Genomic DNA, 20,569 nt, shown 5'->3' with positions numbered 1-20,569 from the left:
TACAAATAGTTTGTTGAAACAAACTATTTATTTACTAAATTTCGATTGAAACTATAAAAAAATCAAATTTCACAAAGACTAAAAACAACCTATTATAAAAACTAGAATCTAAAAAACGCGACAAAAATGGAATTGAAACAAAACATTTTAGATGCTGTTAAAGAATGGCAAAGCCCTATATTTGATGCTACAACCCAAGAAGCACTTAACAAATTAGTAGCTACTTCACCTAAAGAAGTTGAAGAAAGTTTCTACAAAAATCTTGAGTTTGGAACAGGTGGAATGCGGGGGATTATGGGAGTAGGAAACAACCGAATCAACAAATACACACTTGGAAAAAGCACACAAGGACTTTCAAACTATCTAAAATCTGTTTTTCCTGACCAACCTATAAAAGCGGTTATTGCTTTTGATTGTCGCCATAACAGTAAATCACTGGCTAAAGTGGTGGCTGATGTTTTTTCTGCCAATGGGATTCAGGTATATTTATTCTCTGATTTAAGACCAACACCGGAATTATCATTTGCATTGAGACATCTTGGTTGCCAATGCGGAATTGTACTAACTGCTTCGCACAATCCACCGGAATACAACGGATATAAAGTGTACTGGCAAGACGGCGGACAAATTGTTCCACCGGAAGACGAAGCAATTATCAATGCTATCGAAAAATTAAATTATAACGAAATCAAATTTGACGCAAATGAAGATTTGATTCAATATATAGACAAAGATATTGATGAGGCATTTATCAAATCAACAGTAGAAAACGCAAGTTTTAACACACCACAAGAAGCAAAAGACAATCTAAACATTGTTTTCACTTCATTACATGGAACCTCGATTACTGTTACTCCTGAAACTCTGGCTCAGGCGGGTTACAAAAACGTACAAATTGTTAAAGAACAAGAAGTTCCAAACGGAGATTTCCCAACTGTAAAATCACCTAATCCGGAAGAACCGGAAGCGTTAACCTTAGCGCTGGAACTTGCAGATAAAACCAACGCTGATATCGTGATTGGTACGGATCCGGATTGTGACCGTTTAGGAATTGCCGTTAGAAACAACGAAGGCAAAATGACTTTGTTGAACGGAAACCAAACCATGATTTTAATGACTGCCTTTTTATTGGAAAAATGGAAAAAAGCAGGCAAAATCAACGGAAAACAATTTGTAGGATCTACTATTGTTTCCACTCCTATGATTATGGAACTGGCTTCAGCTTATGGTGTTCAGTTTAAAGTGGGATTAACCGGATTCAAATGGATCGCCAAAATGATTAAAGATTTCCCTGAACTACAATTCATTGGTGGTGGAGAAGAAAGTTTTGGATACATGGTTGGCGATGCAGTTCGTGATAAAGATGCAGTTGCAGCTACTTTATTAATTTGCGAAGTTGCCGCTCAGGCAAAAGCTAACGGCAGTACGGTTTACAAAGAATTACTAAACCTGTATGTTGATCATGGATTCTACAAAGAATATTTAGTTTCATTGACTAAAAAAGGAATGGAAGGCCTACAGGAAATCAATCAGATGATGATTGATTTAAGAGAAAATCCATTAAAAGAAATCAACGGTCAACGCGTGGTTATGATTGAAGATTACGATTCATCAATTGCTAAAAACTTACTTGATGGTTCCGAGTCAGTAATGGATATGCCAAAATCAAACGTATTGATTTATTACACTGAAGATGGTTCTAAAATTTGTGCCAGACCAAGTGGAACAGAACCAAAAATTAAATTCTACATCAGCGTAAACACTGAACTGGATGCTGTAGAAAACTTTAACGAAGTAGAAGCTTATTTAGATCAAAAAATTGCTGCTATAATTTCTGAAATGCAATTAAAATAATGGATATCAACATAAAAAAACTAATTCCTTTTGTTTCAAATTACAAAAAACACATTTATTTAAATGTGTTTTTTAATATATTCTATGCATTGTTTTCCACTTTGCTGATGGTATCAATGATACCTACACTGAATGTCCTTTTTGGAATTGATCAAAAGTTATACAAAGAACCTCAATACGAAGGAATTGGAAGTCTTAAAAAATACACAGGAGATTTCCTGAATTACAAAATGACAACACTTACCGAGGTTTACGGTTTTAAAATTATGTTGCTTTTTGTTATTTCAATTATCATTATAACAGCCTTATTAAAAAACATAACTAATTACTTTGCTTCTTACCACGTTACCCGTTTAAGAACCGGTGTTCTTAGAGATTTAAGAAAAAATCTGTACGCAAAAATTATAAACCTGCCAATTTCATATTATTCAGAAAAGAAAAAAGGAGATGTGATGGCTCGTATGCTGGGTGATATTAATGATGTTCAAAACTCCTTTTTTCAGGTTTTAGAATTAGTAGTCAGAGAACCGCTGACCATTGTTTTTTCTATTGCAACGATGTTTATCATTAGTCCAACACTTTCTTTATTTGTTTTGGTATTTATTCCAATTGCTGGTGTTATTATTTCTAAAATTGGAAAAAACCTGAAAGCTAAATCAATAAAAGCTCAAAACGAAAATGGTATTTTTATTTCTATTTTAGACGAAACTCTGGGTGGACTGAAAGTAGTTAAAGGCTATAATGCCGAAGAATCTTTTATCGGAAAATTCAATAACTCTATTGATCGTCTTTTGCATCTTTCGAATAGCATTGGTAACAAAAACAACTTAGCTTCTCCTATGAGTGAATTTTTAGGAATTGTTACTATTTCTATCCTGTTATGGTTTGGCGCCCAACTTGTTGTAGAAGAACATTCTATTACTTCAGCAACTTTTATTACCTATATTGCTCTTGCCTACACTATTTTAACTCCCGCTAAAGCAGTTTCCAGAGCTTCTTATCAGGTAAAATCAGGATTAGCTGCCGCCGAAAGAGTCTTTACCTTAATGGAACAAGAAAACACTATTGTTGACGAAGTAAATGCAGTTGAAAAAGATAATTTCGAACAATCTATCAAATTGGAAAACATCAATTTCAGATACAAAAAAGAAAATGTACTGAACAATTTCACGCTGGAAATCCCAAAAGGAAAAACTGTTGCATTAGTAGGGCAATCTGGTTCCGGAAAAAGTACGATTGCAAATTTACTGACCCGTTTTTATGATGTTAACGAAGGTAAAATCACCATGGATGGAGTTAATATCAAAGACATTAAATTAAAATCACTGAGAGGCTTAATGGGATTAGTCACTCAGGATTCCATTTTGTTTAACGACACCATCAAAGCTAACATTGCTTTAGGAAAGCCCGATGCCACTGACGAAGAGGTAATCGAAGCTTTAAAAATTGCTAATGCATATGAATTTATAAAAGATTTACCTGAAGGAATCTACACTAATGTGGGCGACAGCGGAAATAAACTATCAGGAGGTCAAAAACAGCGTTTGTCAATTGCCCGTGCCGTTTTAAAAAACCCTCCAATCATGATTTTGGACGAAGCAACTTCAGCATTAGATACAGAAAGCGAAAAATTTGTTCAACTGGCACTTGAAAACATGATGCAAAACCGTACTTCTATTGTAATTGCACACCGTCTTTCCACCATTCAAAAAGCCGATTTGATTGTTGTAATGCAAAAAGGAAAAATTGTTGAACAAGGTACACACGAAGAATTAATCGCTTTAAATGGCACTTATAATAAATTAGTTTCCATGCAATCTTTTGAATAAATAATTAAAAATTAACATCACTTTATTTTAGATTCAAAAACGAGTTATACCTTTATAATACCATTTTAAATCTAAAAAAATGTACCAAAATAATCCAAACATTAAACTAACCGAAAATACCGATACGGTAATTTGGAAATATTTAGACTTATCAAAATTTTTAGATTTATTGCTTTCGCAAAAATTATTCATGTCGCGTTCAGACAAATTTGAAGATCAATACGAAGGTACTTTTAGCGAACCTACTTATGAAGAAATAAAAAAATTAGCTATTGATAATCCTGAATTTATTAATTATTACAAAACCCATCGGGAAAAAATAGCCATCAGCAGTTGGCATATCAATGAATACGAATCCTTTGCCATGTGGCAAATATTCACTCAAAACAGCGAAGGTTTAGCTATTCAATCCACCATTGGGCGATTGCAAAAATCCTTGTATCCTGAAACCAGTTTCAAGCAATTTATAGGAGAAGTAAATTATATAGATTACAAAAAGGAATACATTCCATTTGACGATTCTTTCTTTCCTTTTCTTTTTAAAAGAAAAAGCTTTCAATACGAACGTGAAGTAAGAGTAATTACTGATGTATCCAAAAACAACATCAAACTTAACGATGGATTAAAAATAAATGTAGATATTAACGAATTGATTGAAAAAATCTACATTCACCCTAAATCAGAAAACTGGTATAAAAACCTGGTAATTCAGCTTGTAAAAGAATTAGGATTCAATTTCTCAATTGAAAAATCAGATTTAGAAAGTGATATTCTGATTTAAAGAAAGAATATTAAATTGGTTCATAATTAACAACTTCCCAATCCTTAGCCAATAAATTAATGTAACCATATTGGACTACATCATTTTTATCAAATTGCCCGTTTTTATTGGTATCTTCAACCGTTCTAAAATACAAACGATTCTTAGATTCAATAAGATTCCAATCGATTAACTCCTGAAAATTAGCCGATATTTTAATAAAATGTTCCCCGCTGATTTCACTTAAATACAAAGATTTAATATCACTTGTATCTAATTTTCCATCCTTATTGGTATCCACATCATACATGGTGTAGACTAAAATTTGCTTATTTGTTTTTTCAGCAATCGCTTTTAAATAAGTAACCGTTAAAATTAAAGCAGGCTTATCCGTCAACGATTTTATCGAATCAGAATCTATTTTTTGAAACTTTAAATTCTGTAAATAACCGGTAATTTCATCATCACCTAAATTAGAAATTGTAAAGCTCAAATCAATCACACTTGAAGAACCATATTTAGCTTTAGTTCCTTTTTCATATACTCTTAAATCACCAACAGGATGGATTAAATAATCCGTTCCTTCCATTTGAATAGGCAAATCGGCAATAGAAACCTGTGTAGAATCCTTCTTAGCAATAGACTTTGCTTTAGAAGAAGAATCATATATAACTTTAGGCTTCTCAACTTCTTTTTTACAGCTCACCAAAAGTAAGACTGCAATGTTCATCAAGACGATTGATACAGTTTTCATATGGATGTAATATTAAAATATTTTCAAATGTAATGATTTTTAAAAATGCTTTTGAATTTTAAACTTAATTTATAATCATATAAAACCTAGGCATTACTCCTGATATTACAACTTAGCATTCAACTTAACATTGAATACTCTTGTAGTCATATAATTAGGCACGGCATACTCATTTTTAGAATACACATCCCTTACCCAGGTATTCGTAATTGCGTTTTGATTATTAAACAAATTAAATATTTCTAAACCAATAGCCAGCTCCTTAAAATTACCCAACCACCCCTTTTTAGCTTTTATCAAATTAGCATCGATTAATACTTTTGAAAATCCAATATCAACACGGCGGTAATCATTCAATCTGTTTTGGTACAAATAAGGATCTGTATATGATGGCGAACCTCCCGGTAAACCGGTATTGTAAACCAAATTCAAATACAATCGCATACTGGGAATACTAGGCATATAATCCTGAAACAAAACAGCAAATTTTAATCTTTGATCCGTAGGTCGGGCAATATATCCTTTGTTATTCGAATTTTCTTCTGTTTTAAGATAGCCAAAGCTAAACCAGGATTCCGTTCCCGGAACAAATTCCCCATTCAATCTAAAATCTATGCCTTGTGCATAGGCTTTCGCATTATTATTAGCTGCATAACGTATCCGAACATTATCTATTGTATAGGCATTAACATCATTCAATGATTTATAATACAACTCTGAAACCAACCTAAAAGGTCTTTTCCACATTTGAAAATTATATTCATTTCCTAATACCAGTTGAACAGATTGCTGCGCTTTTACATTATCCTGAACAACTCCCGAAGCATCCCTGAGTTCTCTGTAAAAAGGCGGTTGGTAATAGTAACCACCTGAAATTCTAAAAATCATATCCTTTTCCCAATCAGGCTTTAAAGCTAACTGCCCTCTCGGACTAAAAACAGTTTGTGACTGCCCTGAAGAATTCGTCCCTGAAATTCCCCAATTTTGTATTCGCCCCCCTAAAGTATACCATAGCACTGCATTTTCCAGATAGGATTTTGCATTCCACTGAACATAAGCCGAAAAACGATTAATTGTATTATAATTAGTTGCAAAAACACTTCTATAAGGTGCTAGCGGACCTTCAAAAGACGTATAAGGCTGATCTTCCCTCGAAAATTCAAGAATTCGCGGATTAACCGAAAAACCTGCCGAATCTACCACTTCCCACTCCATTACACGGTCGCGAATAGATTCCCGGGTATATTTTACTCCAAACTCCAAATTGCTCTTAGCCCAATCATAAAAACCTTTAACCTCACTATTGATAATCAAAGCATCCAAATCATTTCGGGCATGATTCAGTTGCGAACCTATCCCGTTTGCATAAGAAGCATTATACGTATCAGAACCAATCGCAGTACTATTATCTGTTAAAAGATATTGTGCCAAAATATCAAAATGCTCTTGTTCCAAAGTATGAAAAACAGAATTTATGAATTTAAATTTTAACTTATCCGAAGCCTGATAAGTCGTTTTCAAAGCTCCAAAATAAGTGGTATACTCGTCTTTTTCCTGCCCTTCATAATATACTGTCAATTGCATCGGATTATCAGCTGTTCCAAATTTAGTATTACGAATTAACGGCTGGTAATTATACTTGTTTTGTGAAATATTCCCCAAAAAACTCCATTGCCATTTTTCAGAAGCTTTATAGTTTATATTCGTTTGAACATCAACAAAAGTGGGCTTGTAATTCGTTTGTGTATCCTGACTATTTACCAAAAGACTATTGTTTCGATAACGCACACCAGTAACCGAAGTCCATTTTTTATTTTTAGACACAGCATCAACAGCGATACTGCCACCGAGTAAACTCGCTTCAAAAGACGCTCCAAATTGAGTTGGATTTCTATACGTTATATCTAAAACAGACGATAATTTATCACCATATTTCGCCTGAAAACCACCTGCCGAAAAATTGACATTTTGAACCAGATCAGTATTGGTAAAACTCAAGCCTTCCTGTTGTCCGGAACGTATCAGGAAAGGACGATAAATTTCAACATCGTTTACATACACCAGATTTTCGTCATAATTCCCGCCCCTTACTGAGTATTGCGTACTCATTTCGTTATTTGAATTCACTCCTGCTAAGGTTTTCAAAACGTTTTCAATTCCTGCATTAGCTCCGGGAATTTTCTTTACAATATCAGCCGATATTGCCGTAACACCATGAATTTGAATCTTTTTATCTTTCGAGATAACTATTTCTCCCATTTGTTCTTCAAACTCATTTAAAACTAAATTCAATTCGTAATCCGAACTATTTTTTAACAATAAAGAAACTGTCGCTTTTTTAAAGGTCAAATGACTAAAAACTAAATTCACTTTTTTGTTTACAGGCACTTTTATGGAATAAAAACCTTTAGCATCCGATTGAGTGAAATGCCCCGAAAAGGAAATACTAACATTGCTTACAGGATGATTTTGAGCATCAAGAACTGTCCCTTTTACTTTAGCCAATTGTGCCAAAGTTGAAAAACTAACCCAAAAGACAATAAAGACGAAACTTAGCTTATTATTCTTCAAACTCTATGATATTATTTTTGACTTCTAAAAAATCGAGTCTCAAATGCAGAAGAATTCCCCACTTGATCCGTGACAATTACTTTTAACTCATTAGAACCTTCCACAAGGAATTCATTAGTAAATTCATAAGTGATTTTTCTGGTTTTTGCATCGTATTCAAATAAAATCCAATTCCCATTCAAATAACCATTATATGATTTTATCCCGGAACCACTATCACTTATAAAAAGCTGAATGGATTTCTCATTGGTTAGCCAACGCCCTTCAATAGGTTTTGCAATACTTATCGTTGGTACTGTTGTATCCATCGCTAAAGTATATTTACCCAAAGTTCTTACCTTAGTTGTATACAAATTCCCTTTTACAGCTGTCGAATTATAACCTAATTTTCCACTAGAACTTATATTAGCGATATAAACTTTACTTTTTTGGTCATCGGTATATTTATCACTCTCGATAGCAATTTCAAAACTGGTATGCACAGGAACCGTATCATCATGAAGGTTTAAAACGTTCCCATTTACAGCAAAATTCATTGCAAAATCATCATAAAAAGTTCCAGCAGGAAAAGTGGCAGTCATATTGTCTTTTGAAAAAATATTATCCTTGCCGGCTTTAACAAAATAGTTTGAAACCACCATTTCTTTTTCTACAACAGCCGCCGAAGCATCATAACCAATTGGAATAGTAATAACTGTAGTATTCCCGAAATAATCAGCCACTTCTATTCGATAGGATAAACTCAGATTTGGTAAAACAGTTACAATACCATTATCAGCATCTGTCTTAATAATACTTAACCCAAAAGGAGATTTCATAAACAATTTTTGAACTCTTTGAGAAGTTTGCTTATAACGTCCATAATCAATTAATGCATTTACATAACGCATTTCATCAAATGCATATGTATCAAACTGATAACCAAAAATAGCTTTCCCATTTAAATACGACTGTACTTTAAAAACCCCATTTTGATTTAAAGAAACATTGTCATAATCAACGGCAGAAATTCCAAAACCAATTGCCCCATTAGCTAAAACTTTATTTGCCAAATACGTTCCATCTGCTTGTAACCTTAAATTCAACAATAAAGGCTGTTTGGATTTATTGGCTGTAGTTCCACCTAAAGGATAAACATAAACTGCCGAAACAACAGGTTTCTTAGTGTCCTTAAAGTTTTTGTCAAATCCAAAAAACATAGGATTGATTATTTTTTCAGTCTTCGTATCTCTGAATTCAAAATGCAAATGCGGTCCTTCAGACGAGCCTGTATTTCCGGAAAGTGCAATAATCTCACCTTTCTTTACTTCTAATTCATTTGCTTTTGGAAACAACTCGATTTCAAAAGATTGATCCTTATACTGTGCTTTTTTAATATATTCATCGATTATACCAACTGCCTTTTGCAAATGACAATAAACCGTAGTTATTCCGTTTGGATGATTAATATAAATGGCTTTCCCATTTCCGAAAGGAGAAATCTTAATTCTTGAAATATAACCATCAGCTGCGGCATGCACTTCTAAACCTTCTTTTTGCAAAGTTTTAAAATCAAAACCGGCATGAAAATGATTCGGTCTTAATTCGCCAAAATTCCCGGATAACTGCATCGGAATGCCTAAAGGAGACTCAAAATAATCTTTTGGATAAGTAGTCTGAGCAATAACTACTCTGGATATCAGTAGAAAAAATAAAAAAAATCTCATGCGTAACGTTTTTGCTAAGATAAAAAAACTAATTTGGAATACTTTATAAATAACTTTTTTTTGTAACCAATTACAGTACAACATATTGATTATTTTATAATAAAAAAACCCTTAAAATATTGCAATAATAAAAACTAATACTAAATTTGTAATATTAAGTAATGATTAGGATTAATAATGAGTGTAATTGCAGAAATAATTGATACTCTTGAAAGTAAAGTTGAAAAACTAATTCTAAAGCTAAGAAATTTAGAAAAAAACAATCAAGATTTAACTATCGAATTAAACAAAGCTGCACAAATCATACAAAATCAATCCAATGAGATTGAAGATTTAAAAGCAAAGTATGAAACACTTAAAATAGCCAATTCATTATTAGGCAGCGAAGAAAACAAAAGAGATACAAAGCTTAAAATAAATTCATTAATTCGGGAAATTGATTACTGTATAGCACAGTTATCGGATTAGTATAAACAATGGACGAAAAGCTTAAAATTAAAATATCAATTGCAGACCGAGTGTATCCGCTAACTGTGGATCCCAGTCAGGAAGAAGGACTTAGAAGTGCTTCAAAGAAAATTGATACTATGATAAAGCAATTTGAAGAAAATTATGCTGTTCGCGACAAACAGGATGTTTTAGCCATGTGTGCTTTGCAATTTGCATCACAAGTAGAGCAAAAACAAATTGATAATGCTATCAATGCGGATGAAACCATCGATAGAATCCAAAAAATTAATGCTTTTTTAGACGAAAATCTCTAAAAAAAAATACGTTCTTTAAACTAAGATACTGCCTACATTAGTTCATATTTGATAAACTCAACACTAACAAATTAGAATGAGCAAATCATCGTTACTATAGCAAGCCAATTCAGTTTGGAAGCTTGAACAACGAGTTAGCTCAAAACTTGTCTTAACGAGTTTATACAAACAACTTAATGTAGGCTTTTTTTATATATAAATTTTTAAACAAACATGGACATATTAACGATTATTATTTCGGGAATTATAGGTATTGCGGTAGGTTTTAGTATCGCTAAAATCATCGAAAAGAGCAACATCTCTAATCTTATTAAAAACGCTAAAAAAGAAGCTGCTTCTATCTTAAAAGACGCTAATTTTGAAGCTGAAAACATAAAAAAAGATAAAATTCTTCAGGCAAAAGAGAAGTTTATCGAATTAAAAGCCGAACATGAACAAGTAATTTTGGCTCGTGACAAAAAAGTAGCTGAAGTAGAAAAAAGAATCAGAGACAAAGAATCTCAGGTTTCTAACGAATTATCCAAAGCCAAAAAAGTCAACGACGATTTTGAAAAAAAAACAGCCGAATTTGAAGCTAAAATTGAGGTTTTAGACAAAAAACAAGCTGAAGTTGACAGATTACACAAAAGTCAATTACAACAATTAGAATTGATTTCCGGTTTATCTGCAGAAGAAGCTAAAGAACAATTAGTAGAAGGTTTAAAAGCAGAAGCGAAAACAAAAGCGATGTCTCATATTCAGGATACTATTGAAGAGGCTAAATTAACCGCACAACAGGAAGCTAAGAAAATCATCATTAACACCATTCAACGTGTAGGAACTGAGGAAGCAGTAGAAAACTGTGTTTCGGTATTTAACATCGAATCTGATGATGTAAAAGGTAGAATTATCGGTCGCGAAGGAAGAAACATTCGTGCTTTAGAAGCTGCAACAGGAGTAGAAATTATTGTTGATGACACTCCGGAAGCGATTATCCTATCATGCTTTGATCCTGTTCGTAGAGAAATCGCCCGTTTGTCTTTACACAAATTAGTAACTGACGGACGTATTCACCCGGCACGTATTGAAGAAGTGGTTGCTAAAACTGCTAAACAAATTGATGATGAAATCATTGAAGTTGGAAAACGTACTGTTATCGATTTAGGAATTCACGGTTTACACCCTGAATTAATCAAAGTTGTTGGTAGAATGAAATACCGTTCTTCTTACGGTCAAAACTTATTACAACACTCCCGTGAAGTTTCTAAACTTTGCGGATTAATGGCTGCCGAATTAGGATTGAATGTTAAGCTGGCTAAAAGAGCAGGTTTATTACACGATATCGGAAAAGTTCCGGATACAGAAAGCGACTTACCACACGCATTATTAGGAATGCAATGGGCTGAAAAATACGGTGAAAAAGAAGAAGTTTGCAACGCTATCGGAGCACACCACGATGAGATTGAAATGAAATCATTACTATCTCCAATCATTCAGGTTTGTGATGCTATTTCCGGAGCGAGACCAGGAGCAAGAAGACAAGTATTAGATTCTTACATCCAACGTTTGAAAGATCTGGAAGAAGTAGCTTACGGATTCAACGGAGTTAAAAATGCTTACGCCATTCAAGCAGGTAGAGAATTACGCGTAATTGTAGAAAGCGAAAAAGTTTCAGACGATAATGCCGCAACTTTATCTTTTGAAATCTCTCAAAAAATTCAAACAGAAATGACTTATCCAGGCCAGGTTAAAGTGACTGTAATTAGAGAAACAAGAGCTGTAAATATCGCCAAGTAACTCTAAATAAATAATTAGAAAACTCCAAGTCCCAATGATTCATAATTGGAATTTGGAGTTTTTTTTATTAGCAAACAGATTGAAATTTAATCACATATTTTTTCTCGGATGACAATTCTCCAATACTTCTGTCAAAAACTTTCTGTCCAGATGCAAATAGATTTCAGTAGTTGTTATCGATTCGTGTCCTAACATTAATTGAATAGACCTCAAATCAGCTCCATTCTCAAGAAGATGAGTTGCAAAAGAATGCCTAAAAGTATGCGGACTTATTTTCTTCTTTAAACCAATTTGCGCAGCCAAATTATTAATGATTGTAAAAACCATAGCACGCGTCAATTGCCCTCCTCTTCTATTTAAAAACAAAGTATCACTAAATTCTTTTTTTACCGGTACTTCAGGCCTTACATTATCTTTATAAATCTGAATATATTTTTTAGTTAAATTGGCAATAGGCACAAAACGTTCTTTATCTCCTTTTCCGGTAATTTTGATAAACCCTTCATCAAAAAACAAATCAGATATTTTGAGCGAAACCAATTCCGAAACCCGAAGACCGCATCCATACAAAGTTTCCAGCATTGCGCGATTGCGCTCTCCTTCTTTTGAAGACAAATCTATAGCTGCAATCAAACGATCAATTTCTTCCACAGCCAAAGTATCCGGCAATTTTCGGCTTGTTTTAGGGGATTCTATTAATTCCATTGGATTATCTCCCCGATAATCTTCAAAAATTAAATAACTGAAAAAACTTTTCAACCCCGAAATAATTCTTGCCTGAGAACGCGCATTGACCTGAGAAGAAACAGCATAAACAAACTGCTGAATTGTCTCTTCATTTATTTTTAATGGCGAAATCTCTATTTTATTTTGTTCCAAAAACAAGCACAAACGTTCAATATCAAAAGAATAATTCGCAATGGTATTCTTTGACAAACCACGTTCGATTTTTAGATAAGATTGATAACTTTTAATATAAAACTCCCAGTTCATAACACAAATAAACGACTTTTATAAACATAAAAAAACCTCTCCTTTGCAGAAGAGGTTATTAAGATTTTGCTTTTTAATTAAAACTTATAACTCAGTCCAAAAAAAGCACCACTCAATTTTGTACTAAAGTCACTATTTCCTCCTTCAATTAAATTAGACAATCCAAAATTATATTTCCCGTCTAATGAAAACTTATCATTCAAATCAAATGACAATCCTAAATCTAAACCAAAATTGAATGTTTTAAATCCATCAGCTGCATTTAAAAGAAACCCAAGATTTGGACCAGCCAATAAACTTAAATCTTCCACTACCGGAATTTTAGCCAAAACAGGCACTTGAATCTGATCTAAATCCTTAACTGAAACATACAATAATTCCGGCTGAACATGAAACTTATTTGAAACCGTTATATCAGCATATCCACCGGCATAAAAACCTGTCTCAGCCTGATGATAGGAATCTCCTGCAAATTTTCCGTGAGCATTTGCAAAATCCACACCCGCTTTTAATCCAAATTTTGTTTGTTGTGCATTTGCAAATCCAAATACTAAAACCGCAGCAATTGATAAAATAATTTTCTTCATGTTTACATTTTTTTGTTATTGAACACAAATATAATATTTTTTTTACAAAAAAAACCTCTTCTTTTCAGAAGAGGCCTTTAGTAAAAATTCTACTTTTTTTTACAATTTAAAATTAACTCCTAAATTAACCGATGAAAAAGTCCCGCCATCAACTGAAATTCCTTTATAAGATACATAAAGTCCAGCATTTTCCATTTGGTAACCAATTTTGGGTTGGTATAAAAATCCGCCATCATTACCTGATGGATTAACCCCAATTCCATAACCTAAATCAGCTCCAATAAACATTTTATTTTCTAAGGTAAATTGAGCTGTCGCCGCTACAGGAATAAAACCTGCTGCATCAACTCCGTCTTTACCAAGATAAGCTGTATAGCCTGTTGTAATACCCGCATCCAAACCTTCAGCCACATTCCAGGTATAACTCAAATCAGCTCCTAAGTTTACAGAATACCAATCTTTAATATCCCCAGTAGGCAAACCTACATGAGCCCCTAGTTTAAAAGCGCCACTTTGGGCATTTGCAAATCCAAAAGCAAAAATTGCCACTCCTGTTAAAATGATTTTTTTCATAGCTTAAGTTGTTAAATTAGTAATTTATTTGATTAAAATTAATAAATACTCAAAAAGACAAGACACACCTTACAAAAAACTTATCAACAACACTATTAACATTTTTTTAATAAGAAACAAAAAAAGACCAGTCTTCGACTGGTCTTTCTAAACTATAATTATCTAAAAAAATTAGAATTTATATCCTAACCCAAGAAAGAAACCATTAATTTTAGCACTATATCCTGACGGAGCATCTTCAATTAAATTTGTTAATCCTAAATTATATTTAGCTTCAATCATAAAATGCTCATTAATATCATAAGCAGCACCAAAATCAATACCAACACCAAAAGTCTTAAATCCTTCTGTTTTCTCTTCTAAATCAAATAACAAATCTGGACCGGCTAAAATACTAACTTTATCAGCTAAGTAATATTTAGCCAAAATAGGTAATTGTAATTGACTCCCTCCATCAGCAGTAACTATCACTAATTCAGGTTGAACATGAAATTTCTCTGATGCAGTAATATCAGCAAAAAATCCACCAAAAAAAGCAGTAGTATTGTCAGTAACATTAAACCCCTCTAATTCAACTTTAGCAGTAGCAAAATCAGCTCCAGCAATAACACCAAATTTTGTTTCTTGTGCATTAGTGAATGCAAACGTGAACACTGCCAAAGCAGACAAAATAATTTTTTTCATTTTTTTATTTTTTTTTAATTTGAGTGCAAAAAAACATTCAATGCCATTAAATTTATTCTTTTATTAAAACTATAAAAAAAATCTAAAAACTAACATTGTTTTTTCTTACAATCACTACATTTTCAATACTTTAATTATAACAAAAAAGCTATTTTTAAAATAGTCTTTTAAAATTAATATTATAATTTTATAACACCTCCCAAATTAAATGTTCCTGCAGTATTTTTAAAAGAATAGTCTTTAGCTGTTTCTGTCAATCCTGTAAGACTTTGATAATCTATCAAAAGACTAAAATTATCTGATATTTCAATTTTATAACCAATACCTATATTCAAACCAATTTGAGTCGAATTAATAGCTTCTTTAAAATCAACACCTTCACTAGATTTTGCAGAAGTTAAAAAACCAATACTTGGACCAAAATTTAAATTCCATTTTCTTGTACTTCCAAAATGCCAGCTTGCATTAACAGGTATCGTTATATATTTTAATTCATCTTTAATCCCTGAAAATTCAGTTCCCATAGGTTGATAAATCAACCCAGAAAGCAAACTCCATCTATCATTAAAAAAATAATTACTACCAACACCAAAACTTGCCGAAGTCACAGGAGAATTTCCAGAGCCAGATTCTCCACCATAATAATTAGCAGAAATAACACCTATTTGTGGAACAATTTCAATTTCTCCTTTTTCTCTTAATTGAGCATTAGTTATACCAAATGCAAACACAGCCACAACTGATAAAATAATTTTTTTCATTTTTTTATATTTGTTAAAATTCGAGAACAAACTTACAATTTTCAGAATACAAACCTAAAATTTATGTTAAAATCTAAATAAAAAACTGTTCATTATAAACGAAAAAACAAAACACAAAAACCTTATTATCAATTAATTAAAACAGATCACATCACTAAATTTAGTGATATTTTCAAAAAATAGCTATTTTTATATTTTGAAAGTTTTAGACTACATAAAAAATCACAAACTTTAAATGAATTTATTCAAAAACACAATAAATTCATTCTTCAACTGTTTTATATTTACAGTCTCAAATCTTAATTAATAAATTATGAAAAAATCAATCTTAGCAGCAATTATGCTTTTTAGCATTACTACTGTAATACAAGCACAATCTATTCGTTTTGGTATTAAAGGAGGAGTTAACTTTGCTAATCAAAACGGGGATGAAGTACCTAACTTTACAGAGAAAGAAGCAATCACAAACTACCATGCAGGTTTAGTTGCAGAGGTTAAATTAATCGATCGCTTTGCAATCCAGCCGGAACTTTTATATTCTACTCAGGGTGCAACTTATAAAAATGCAGTAGAAGAGTTCAAAAATGAATTGGGTTACTTATCAATTCCAGTTTTAGCTAAAATTTATTTAAGCAAAAGTTTAAGTTTGGAACTTGGTCCTCAGGCATCCTTTTTACTAAGCGAAAGAAAGAATGTTGACTTTGAAGATTCAAATACTTTTGAATTCGCAGCAGTTGGTGGTTTAGGATTAAATATCACTAAGAGCTTATTTATTCAAGCCCGATATGGTCTTGGATTAACAGAAGCCTCTAAAAATGCAGATATTAAAAATTCAACATTTCAGGTATCAGCAGGAATTATGTTCTAAAAAACTTAGAAAATAGAATAAAAACTGTCTCGTTATTTTTTTAACGAGACAGTTTTTTTATTTTTACAAAAACATAAAAAATGAAATCGCCAACAACAACAAGTTTGTTGCAAACAAACACCATTAAACAAAAGGCGATAACATATATGACCGCAAAAAAACAACTTTTACATATATGAAAATTAGCATTATAAACGGTCCTAACCTGAACTTATTAGGAAAACGCGAACCTGAAATTTACGGAAGCCTTACATTTGAAGAATATTTCGAAGAATTAAAAAAGAAATTTCCAACAATAGAATTCAATTATTACCAAAGTAATATTGAAGGTGAATTAATCGACAAAATTCAGGAATTCGGTTTTACTTATGACGGAATCATATTGAATGCCGGTGCTTACACCCATACTTCTGTTGGAATTGGCGATGCTGTTAAAGGAATCACCACTCCGGTTGTAGAAGTTCATATTTCAAACACTTTTTCCAGAGAAAGCTTCAGACACCAATCTTATATTTCAGGAAATGCAAAAGGAGTTGTTTTAGGTTTTGGATTAAAAAGCTACGATTTAGCCATACAATCTTTTCTGTAATCTATATTCAGAACATAAAAAAACGAGTCAATTTTATTTAATTTGACTCGTTTTTTTATTTCTGAACTAAAATTTATTCATCGTCTGGTTCAATATGAATCAAAACATGTCCTAATTCGGGAATTTCTTTTCGCAAAGTATCTTTTAAAATATGTGCCAACTGATGTCCTTCTTTCACTGAAATCTCTGCACTTACAATCGCATGCAAATCGACGTGGTATTTCATACCTGATTTTCTAATAAAACATTTTTCGGTATCAATAATCCCCTCTACAGTTGCAGCAACAATTCTTATATGCTCAATTAAATCATCATACAAATGTTCGTCCATGATTTCACCAAGTGCAGGTCGAAAAATCAAATAACTATTGTAAAAAATAAAACAGGATGCAAAAAGCGCTGCCCAGTCGTCGGCAGATTCATAACCCTTTCCTAAAATCAAAGCAATTGATATCCCTATAAAGGCTGCCACTGAAGTAATAGCATCACTTCTATGATGCCAGGCATCTGCTTTCAAAGAAGAACTATTGGTTTCAATACTTCGTTTCATCACCGTCTGAAAAGAATATTCTTTCCAAATAATTATTGCTCCCAAAACAAATAATGTCCAGGATTTAGGTAAATCATGTGGAGCTTGAATATTCGCTATACTTTCATAAGCAATTACAGTTGCTGAAGTGATTAAAAAACCTACAACTAAAAAAGTAATTAAAGGCTCAGCACGACCATGTCCATAAGGATGATTGTCATCCGCAGGCCTATTAGAATACTTAATTCCAAATAAAACCAAAAATGACGCGAAAATATCTGTTGTAGATTCAATTCCATCAGCAATCAAGGCATAAGAATTGCCAAAAAAACCTGCTAAGCCTTTTATAATTGCTAAGCAGGTATTTCCTATTATACTAAAGTAAGTAGCCTCTACGGCTTTTTGTTCTTTACTCATATTTTTATTCTACACGAACTATTTTAGCTCCAATAGCTCTTAATCGTTCGTCAATACGCTCATAACCGCGATCAATTTGTTCTATGTTTTGAATAGTGCTTGTTCCTTTTGCCGAAAGCGCTGCAATCAACAAAGAAATTCCAGCACGAATATCAGGCGACGACATCGTAGTTGCTTTTAGAGTTGATTTAAAATCATGTCCTATAACAACAGCTCTGTGTGGATCACACAACATAATTTTAGCACCCATATCAATCAATTTATCCACGAAGAATAAACGGCTTTCGAACATTTTTTGATGAATCAACACATCTCCTTTAGCCTGTGTTGCCACAACTAAAACAATACTCAATAAATCAGGCGTAAATCCTGGCCAAGGTGCATCGGCAATAGTTAAGATTGAACCATCAATATCTGTTTTTACTTCGTATCCATTTTCGTGAGTTGGAATATAAATATCATCACCTCGACGCTCTAAAGTAATACCTAATTTTCTGAAAGTATTTGGAATTAATCCTAAATTATCCCAGCTTACATTTTTAATTGTAATCTCACTTCGAGTCATTGCAGCAAGACCAATCCAGCTTCCAATTTCAATCATATCAGGAAGAATTCTATGCTCGCAACCACCTAAACGCTCAACCCCTTCAATAGTTAATAAGTTAGAACCTACTCCGGTAATTTTAGCTCCCATAGAGTTCAACATCTTACACAATTGTTGCAAATAAGGCTCACAAGCTGCGTTGTAAACTGTAGTAGTTCCTTTTGCCAAAACAGCAGCCATTACAATATTTGCAGTTCCTGTTACAGATGCCTCATCAAGCAACATATCAGTTCCTTTAAGACCTTCTTCCGGAGATTCTACACCATAAAAGTGATCTTCTCTGTTGTAACGGAATTTAGCTCCTAAATTAATGAAACCTTCAAAGTGAGTATCTAATCTTCTTCTTCCAATTTTATCTCCACCCGGTTTTGGAATATATCCTTTTCCAAAACGTGCCAAAAGCGGTCCTACAATCATAATAGAACCTCGTAACGCTCCACCTTCTTTTTTGAAAGCTTCTGTTTCAAGATAATCAACATTTACTTCATCAGCCTGAAACGTAATTGATCCCGGAGAGTTTCTCTCGATTTTAACTCCAAGATTTCCTAAAAGTGTAATCAGTTTATTAATATCGATAATATCAGGAATATTGTTGATTGTTACTTTTTCAGAAGTTAAAAGTACAGCACATAAAATCTGTAATGCTTCATTTTTTGCGCCTTGCGGAGTTATTTCTCCTTTTAAACGGATTCCTCCTTCAATTTTAAAAATTCCCATATTCTTTTTTTAGAGTTTCTGAGTTACTAAGATTCTAAGGTTCTAAGATTTCCTGAGATTATAAACTCAGCTACTTAGTAACTTAGCTACTTAGCCACTTTATTGATTTTTTTGATTGTTATTTTTTTGAAAAGACTTTTGTTTTCCCTGTCCTTTATTATTTTTATTACTTTGAATTTTAGGCTGACCCTGAGAAGAAACTTTATTCGACATTCTTTTATTCGTACGCAATAAATCAGTCGTATTTATTAACTCTTCGGTGCTTTGTAATAAATTCAATTTCCCTCCTGATAATTCGTAAAGATGTTCGAAAATCACATCATCTTTTACGGTATCTTTATTCCAGCTCAAATAGGATTTCTTCATGTGATTAGCAATTACCTTTACCAAAGCACTTTTCATCTCCCCTTCTTCCCATTTATTTGCAACATCAATCATGTATTTGATATTATTACCATAATAACGGTATTTAGGGAAATTTTGCGGATATTTTAAAACATCCGGTTTTAATTGCAACACCTCTCTTGAAGGAATAGGATAAGGTGATTCTACATCTAATTTAAAATCAGACATTATAAAAAGCTGATCCCATAATTTATGCTGAAAATCAGGCACATCTCTTAAATGCGGATTCAAGCTCCCCATCACCTGAATAATATATTTAGCAGCTTTGTTTCTAACTTCCGGGTCTTCAATGGCAGTAGCCTGATCAATTAACTTTTGTAAATGACGCCCATATTCAGGAATAATTAAATGCGATCTTTCGGCATTGTATTCTAAATGATGCACCACATCATTCGCATTTTCTTTAATATATTTCTGATTCATATTTGATTTATTTGGAGCTTTAATAACAAAAAAGCAAGACGAGATTATTTCTTTTTAAAATTACAAGGAAATAATTCCTTCTATAGTAGAAACTTCGATATACTTATCTATAACAGCCTGTGGACTTGCCATTTGAACATCAACCGAAACACTGGTAAACTTTCCTGTTTTAGATTGAGTGGTTTTTATAACAGCCCCTAAACAATCAAAAGCAAGTTCTACCTGATTAATTTTTTCAGCATCTGTTGGCACAATAAATTTGAATAAATATATCGCTGGCCAAGTATTACTTTTTTCTAATTCGTTTTTTAATCTATCAAAAAACTCCTCTGTTTTCTTATCCATTTTGTCTTTAAAAATAAAAGCAAATATACGGTTTCAATTCTAAATTATGAATTCTCGAAT

General features: G+C 32.7%; 20 protein-coding genes. 8 read left to right on the top strand and 12 right to left on the bottom strand.

Annotated elements, in window-relative coordinates; translation table 11 throughout:
- Nucleotides 1-126 precede the first annotated feature (126 nt).
- From BLR17_RS07845 to BLR17_RS07835, 3 genes are all read left to right on the top strand, one after another.
- Entirely contained in the window at nt 127-1,854 is a 1,728-nt protein-coding gene (locus BLR17_RS07845) for a phospho-sugar mutase (protein ID WP_066324065.1), read from the top strand.
- Complete coding sequence (locus tag BLR17_RS07840; protein ID WP_066324063.1) at nt 1,854-3,683, top strand: ABC transporter ATP-binding protein; 1,830 nt, start codon at nt 1,854-1,856, stop codon at nt 3,681-3,683. Before BLR17_RS07845 ends, BLR17_RS07840 begins: the two co-directional genes overlap by 1 nt.
- Before the next feature lie 79 nt (nt 3,684-3,762).
- Nucleotides 3,763-4,464 carry a hypothetical protein gene (locus BLR17_RS07835; RefSeq protein WP_066324060.1) on the top strand — a complete coding sequence of 234 codons (702 nt, stop codon included), beginning with the start codon at nt 3,763-3,765 and terminating at the stop codon, nt 4,462-4,464.
- Between the two features lie 10 nt (nt 4,465-4,474).
- On the opposite strand, the gene BLR17_RS07830 is transcribed toward BLR17_RS07835, so the two are convergent.
- The 3 genes from BLR17_RS07830 to BLR17_RS07820 form a co-directional block, all read right to left on the bottom strand.
- Complete coding sequence (locus tag BLR17_RS07830; RefSeq protein WP_066324056.1) at nt 4,475-5,197, bottom strand: hypothetical protein; 723 nt, start codon at nt 5,195-5,197, stop codon at nt 4,475-4,477.
- Between the two features lie 105 nt (nt 5,198-5,302).
- A complete protein-coding gene (locus BLR17_RS07825; RefSeq protein WP_066324053.1) occupies nt 5,303-7,768 on the bottom strand; it encodes a TonB-dependent receptor in 2,466 nt (821 codons plus the stop codon).
- 11 nt (nt 7,769-7,779) lie between these two features.
- On the bottom strand, nt 7,780-9,474 hold the full coding sequence (locus BLR17_RS07820) for a M23 family metallopeptidase (protein WP_066324420.1): 1,695 nt from the start codon (nt 9,472-9,474) through the stop codon (nt 7,780-7,782).
- A 177-nt stretch (nt 9,475-9,651) separates the two neighbouring features.
- On the opposite strand from BLR17_RS07820, the gene BLR17_RS07815 reads away from it, so the two are divergent.
- The 3 genes from BLR17_RS07815 (at nt 9,652) to rny (ending at nt 12,014) form a co-directional block, all read left to right on the top strand.
- Nucleotides 9,652-9,942, top strand: a complete 291-nt coding sequence (locus BLR17_RS07815; protein ID WP_066324051.1) for a hypothetical protein — start codon at nt 9,652-9,654, stop codon at nt 9,940-9,942.
- Between the two features lie 8 nt (nt 9,943-9,950).
- Complete coding sequence (locus tag BLR17_RS07810; protein WP_066324048.1) at nt 9,951-10,238, top strand: cell division protein ZapA; 288 nt, start codon at nt 9,951-9,953, stop codon at nt 10,236-10,238.
- Between the two features lie 213 nt (nt 10,239-10,451).
- Nucleotides 10,452-12,014: a ribonuclease Y gene (gene rny / locus BLR17_RS07800; RefSeq protein WP_066324046.1), complete on the top strand. Its 1,563-nt coding sequence runs from the start codon at nt 10,452-10,454 to the stop codon at nt 12,012-12,014.
- Nucleotides 12,015-12,104: 90 nt separating this feature from the next.
- Here the strand turns inward: rny and xerD are convergent, their stop codons facing one another.
- The 5 genes from xerD to BLR17_RS07775 form a co-directional block, all read right to left on the bottom strand.
- The gene (xerD, locus tag BLR17_RS07795; protein ID WP_066324044.1) at nt 12,105-13,007 is read right to left on the bottom strand and encodes a site-specific tyrosine recombinase XerD; all 903 of its coding nucleotides are present in this window, start codon (nt 13,005-13,007) and stop codon (nt 12,105-12,107) included.
- A gap of 77 nt (nt 13,008-13,084) precedes the next feature.
- Nucleotides 13,085-13,594: a porin family protein gene (locus BLR17_RS07790; RefSeq protein WP_066324043.1), complete on the bottom strand. Its 510-nt coding sequence runs from the start codon at nt 13,592-13,594 to the stop codon at nt 13,085-13,087.
- Nucleotides 13,595-13,693: 99 nt separating this feature from the next.
- The gene (locus tag BLR17_RS07785) at nt 13,694-14,167 is read right to left on the bottom strand and encodes a hypothetical protein (protein ID WP_066324042.1); all 474 of its coding nucleotides are present in this window, start codon (nt 14,165-14,167) and stop codon (nt 13,694-13,696) included.
- Between the two features lie 171 nt (nt 14,168-14,338).
- Nucleotides 14,339-14,851 carry a porin family protein gene (locus BLR17_RS07780; protein WP_066324035.1) on the bottom strand — a complete coding sequence of 171 codons (513 nt, stop codon included), beginning with the start codon at nt 14,849-14,851 and terminating at the stop codon, nt 14,339-14,341.
- Between the two features lie 179 nt (nt 14,852-15,030).
- Nucleotides 15,031-15,612 carry an outer membrane beta-barrel protein gene (locus BLR17_RS07775; RefSeq protein WP_066324033.1) on the bottom strand — a complete coding sequence of 194 codons (582 nt, stop codon included), beginning with the start codon at nt 15,610-15,612 and terminating at the stop codon, nt 15,031-15,033.
- 313 nt (nt 15,613-15,925) lie between these two features.
- Between BLR17_RS07775 and BLR17_RS07770 the strand changes: the two genes are divergently transcribed.
- Together BLR17_RS07770 and BLR17_RS07765 are read left to right on the top strand one after the other, a co-directional pair.
- Nucleotides 15,926-16,480, top strand: coding sequence for a porin family protein (locus BLR17_RS07770; protein ID WP_066324030.1), 555 nt, complete (start codon nt 15,926-15,928; stop codon nt 16,478-16,480).
- Between the two features lie 175 nt (nt 16,481-16,655).
- Nucleotides 16,656-17,069: a type II 3-dehydroquinate dehydratase gene (locus tag BLR17_RS07765; RefSeq protein ID WP_066324027.1), complete on the top strand. Its 414-nt coding sequence runs from the start codon at nt 16,656-16,658 to the stop codon at nt 17,067-17,069.
- Between the two features lie 73 nt (nt 17,070-17,142).
- Here the strand turns inward: BLR17_RS07765 and BLR17_RS07760 are convergent, their stop codons facing one another.
- From BLR17_RS07760 to BLR17_RS07745, 4 genes are all read right to left on the bottom strand, one after another.
- Nucleotides 17,143-18,015: a cation diffusion facilitator family transporter gene (locus BLR17_RS07760; RefSeq protein ID WP_066324025.1), complete on the bottom strand. Its 873-nt coding sequence runs from the start codon at nt 18,013-18,015 to the stop codon at nt 17,143-17,145.
- 4 nt (nt 18,016-18,019) lie between these two features.
- Entirely contained in the window at nt 18,020-19,336 is a 1,317-nt protein-coding gene (gene murA, locus BLR17_RS07755; RefSeq protein ID WP_066324021.1) for a UDP-N-acetylglucosamine 1-carboxyvinyltransferase, read from the bottom strand.
- A 99-nt stretch (nt 19,337-19,435) separates the two neighbouring features.
- Nucleotides 19,436-20,164 carry a DUF4290 domain-containing protein gene (locus tag BLR17_RS07750; protein ID WP_066324014.1) on the bottom strand — a complete coding sequence of 243 codons (729 nt, stop codon included), beginning with the start codon at nt 20,162-20,164 and terminating at the stop codon, nt 19,436-19,438.
- Between the two features lie 60 nt (nt 20,165-20,224).
- Nucleotides 20,225-20,509 (bottom strand): DUF493 family protein, encoded by a 285-nt coding sequence (locus tag BLR17_RS07745; RefSeq protein ID WP_066324012.1) that lies wholly within the window; start codon nt 20,507-20,509, stop codon nt 20,225-20,227.
- Nucleotides 20,510-20,569: the final 60 nt, after the last annotated feature.

It is taken from the genome of Flavobacterium glycines, assembly GCF_900100165.1.
Lineage (GTDB): Bacteria > Bacteroidota > Bacteroidia > Flavobacteriales > Flavobacteriaceae > Flavobacterium > Flavobacterium glycines.
Note: the sequence above shows the minus strand (reverse complement) of the source record. Positions and strands in the feature narration are given on the sequence as shown.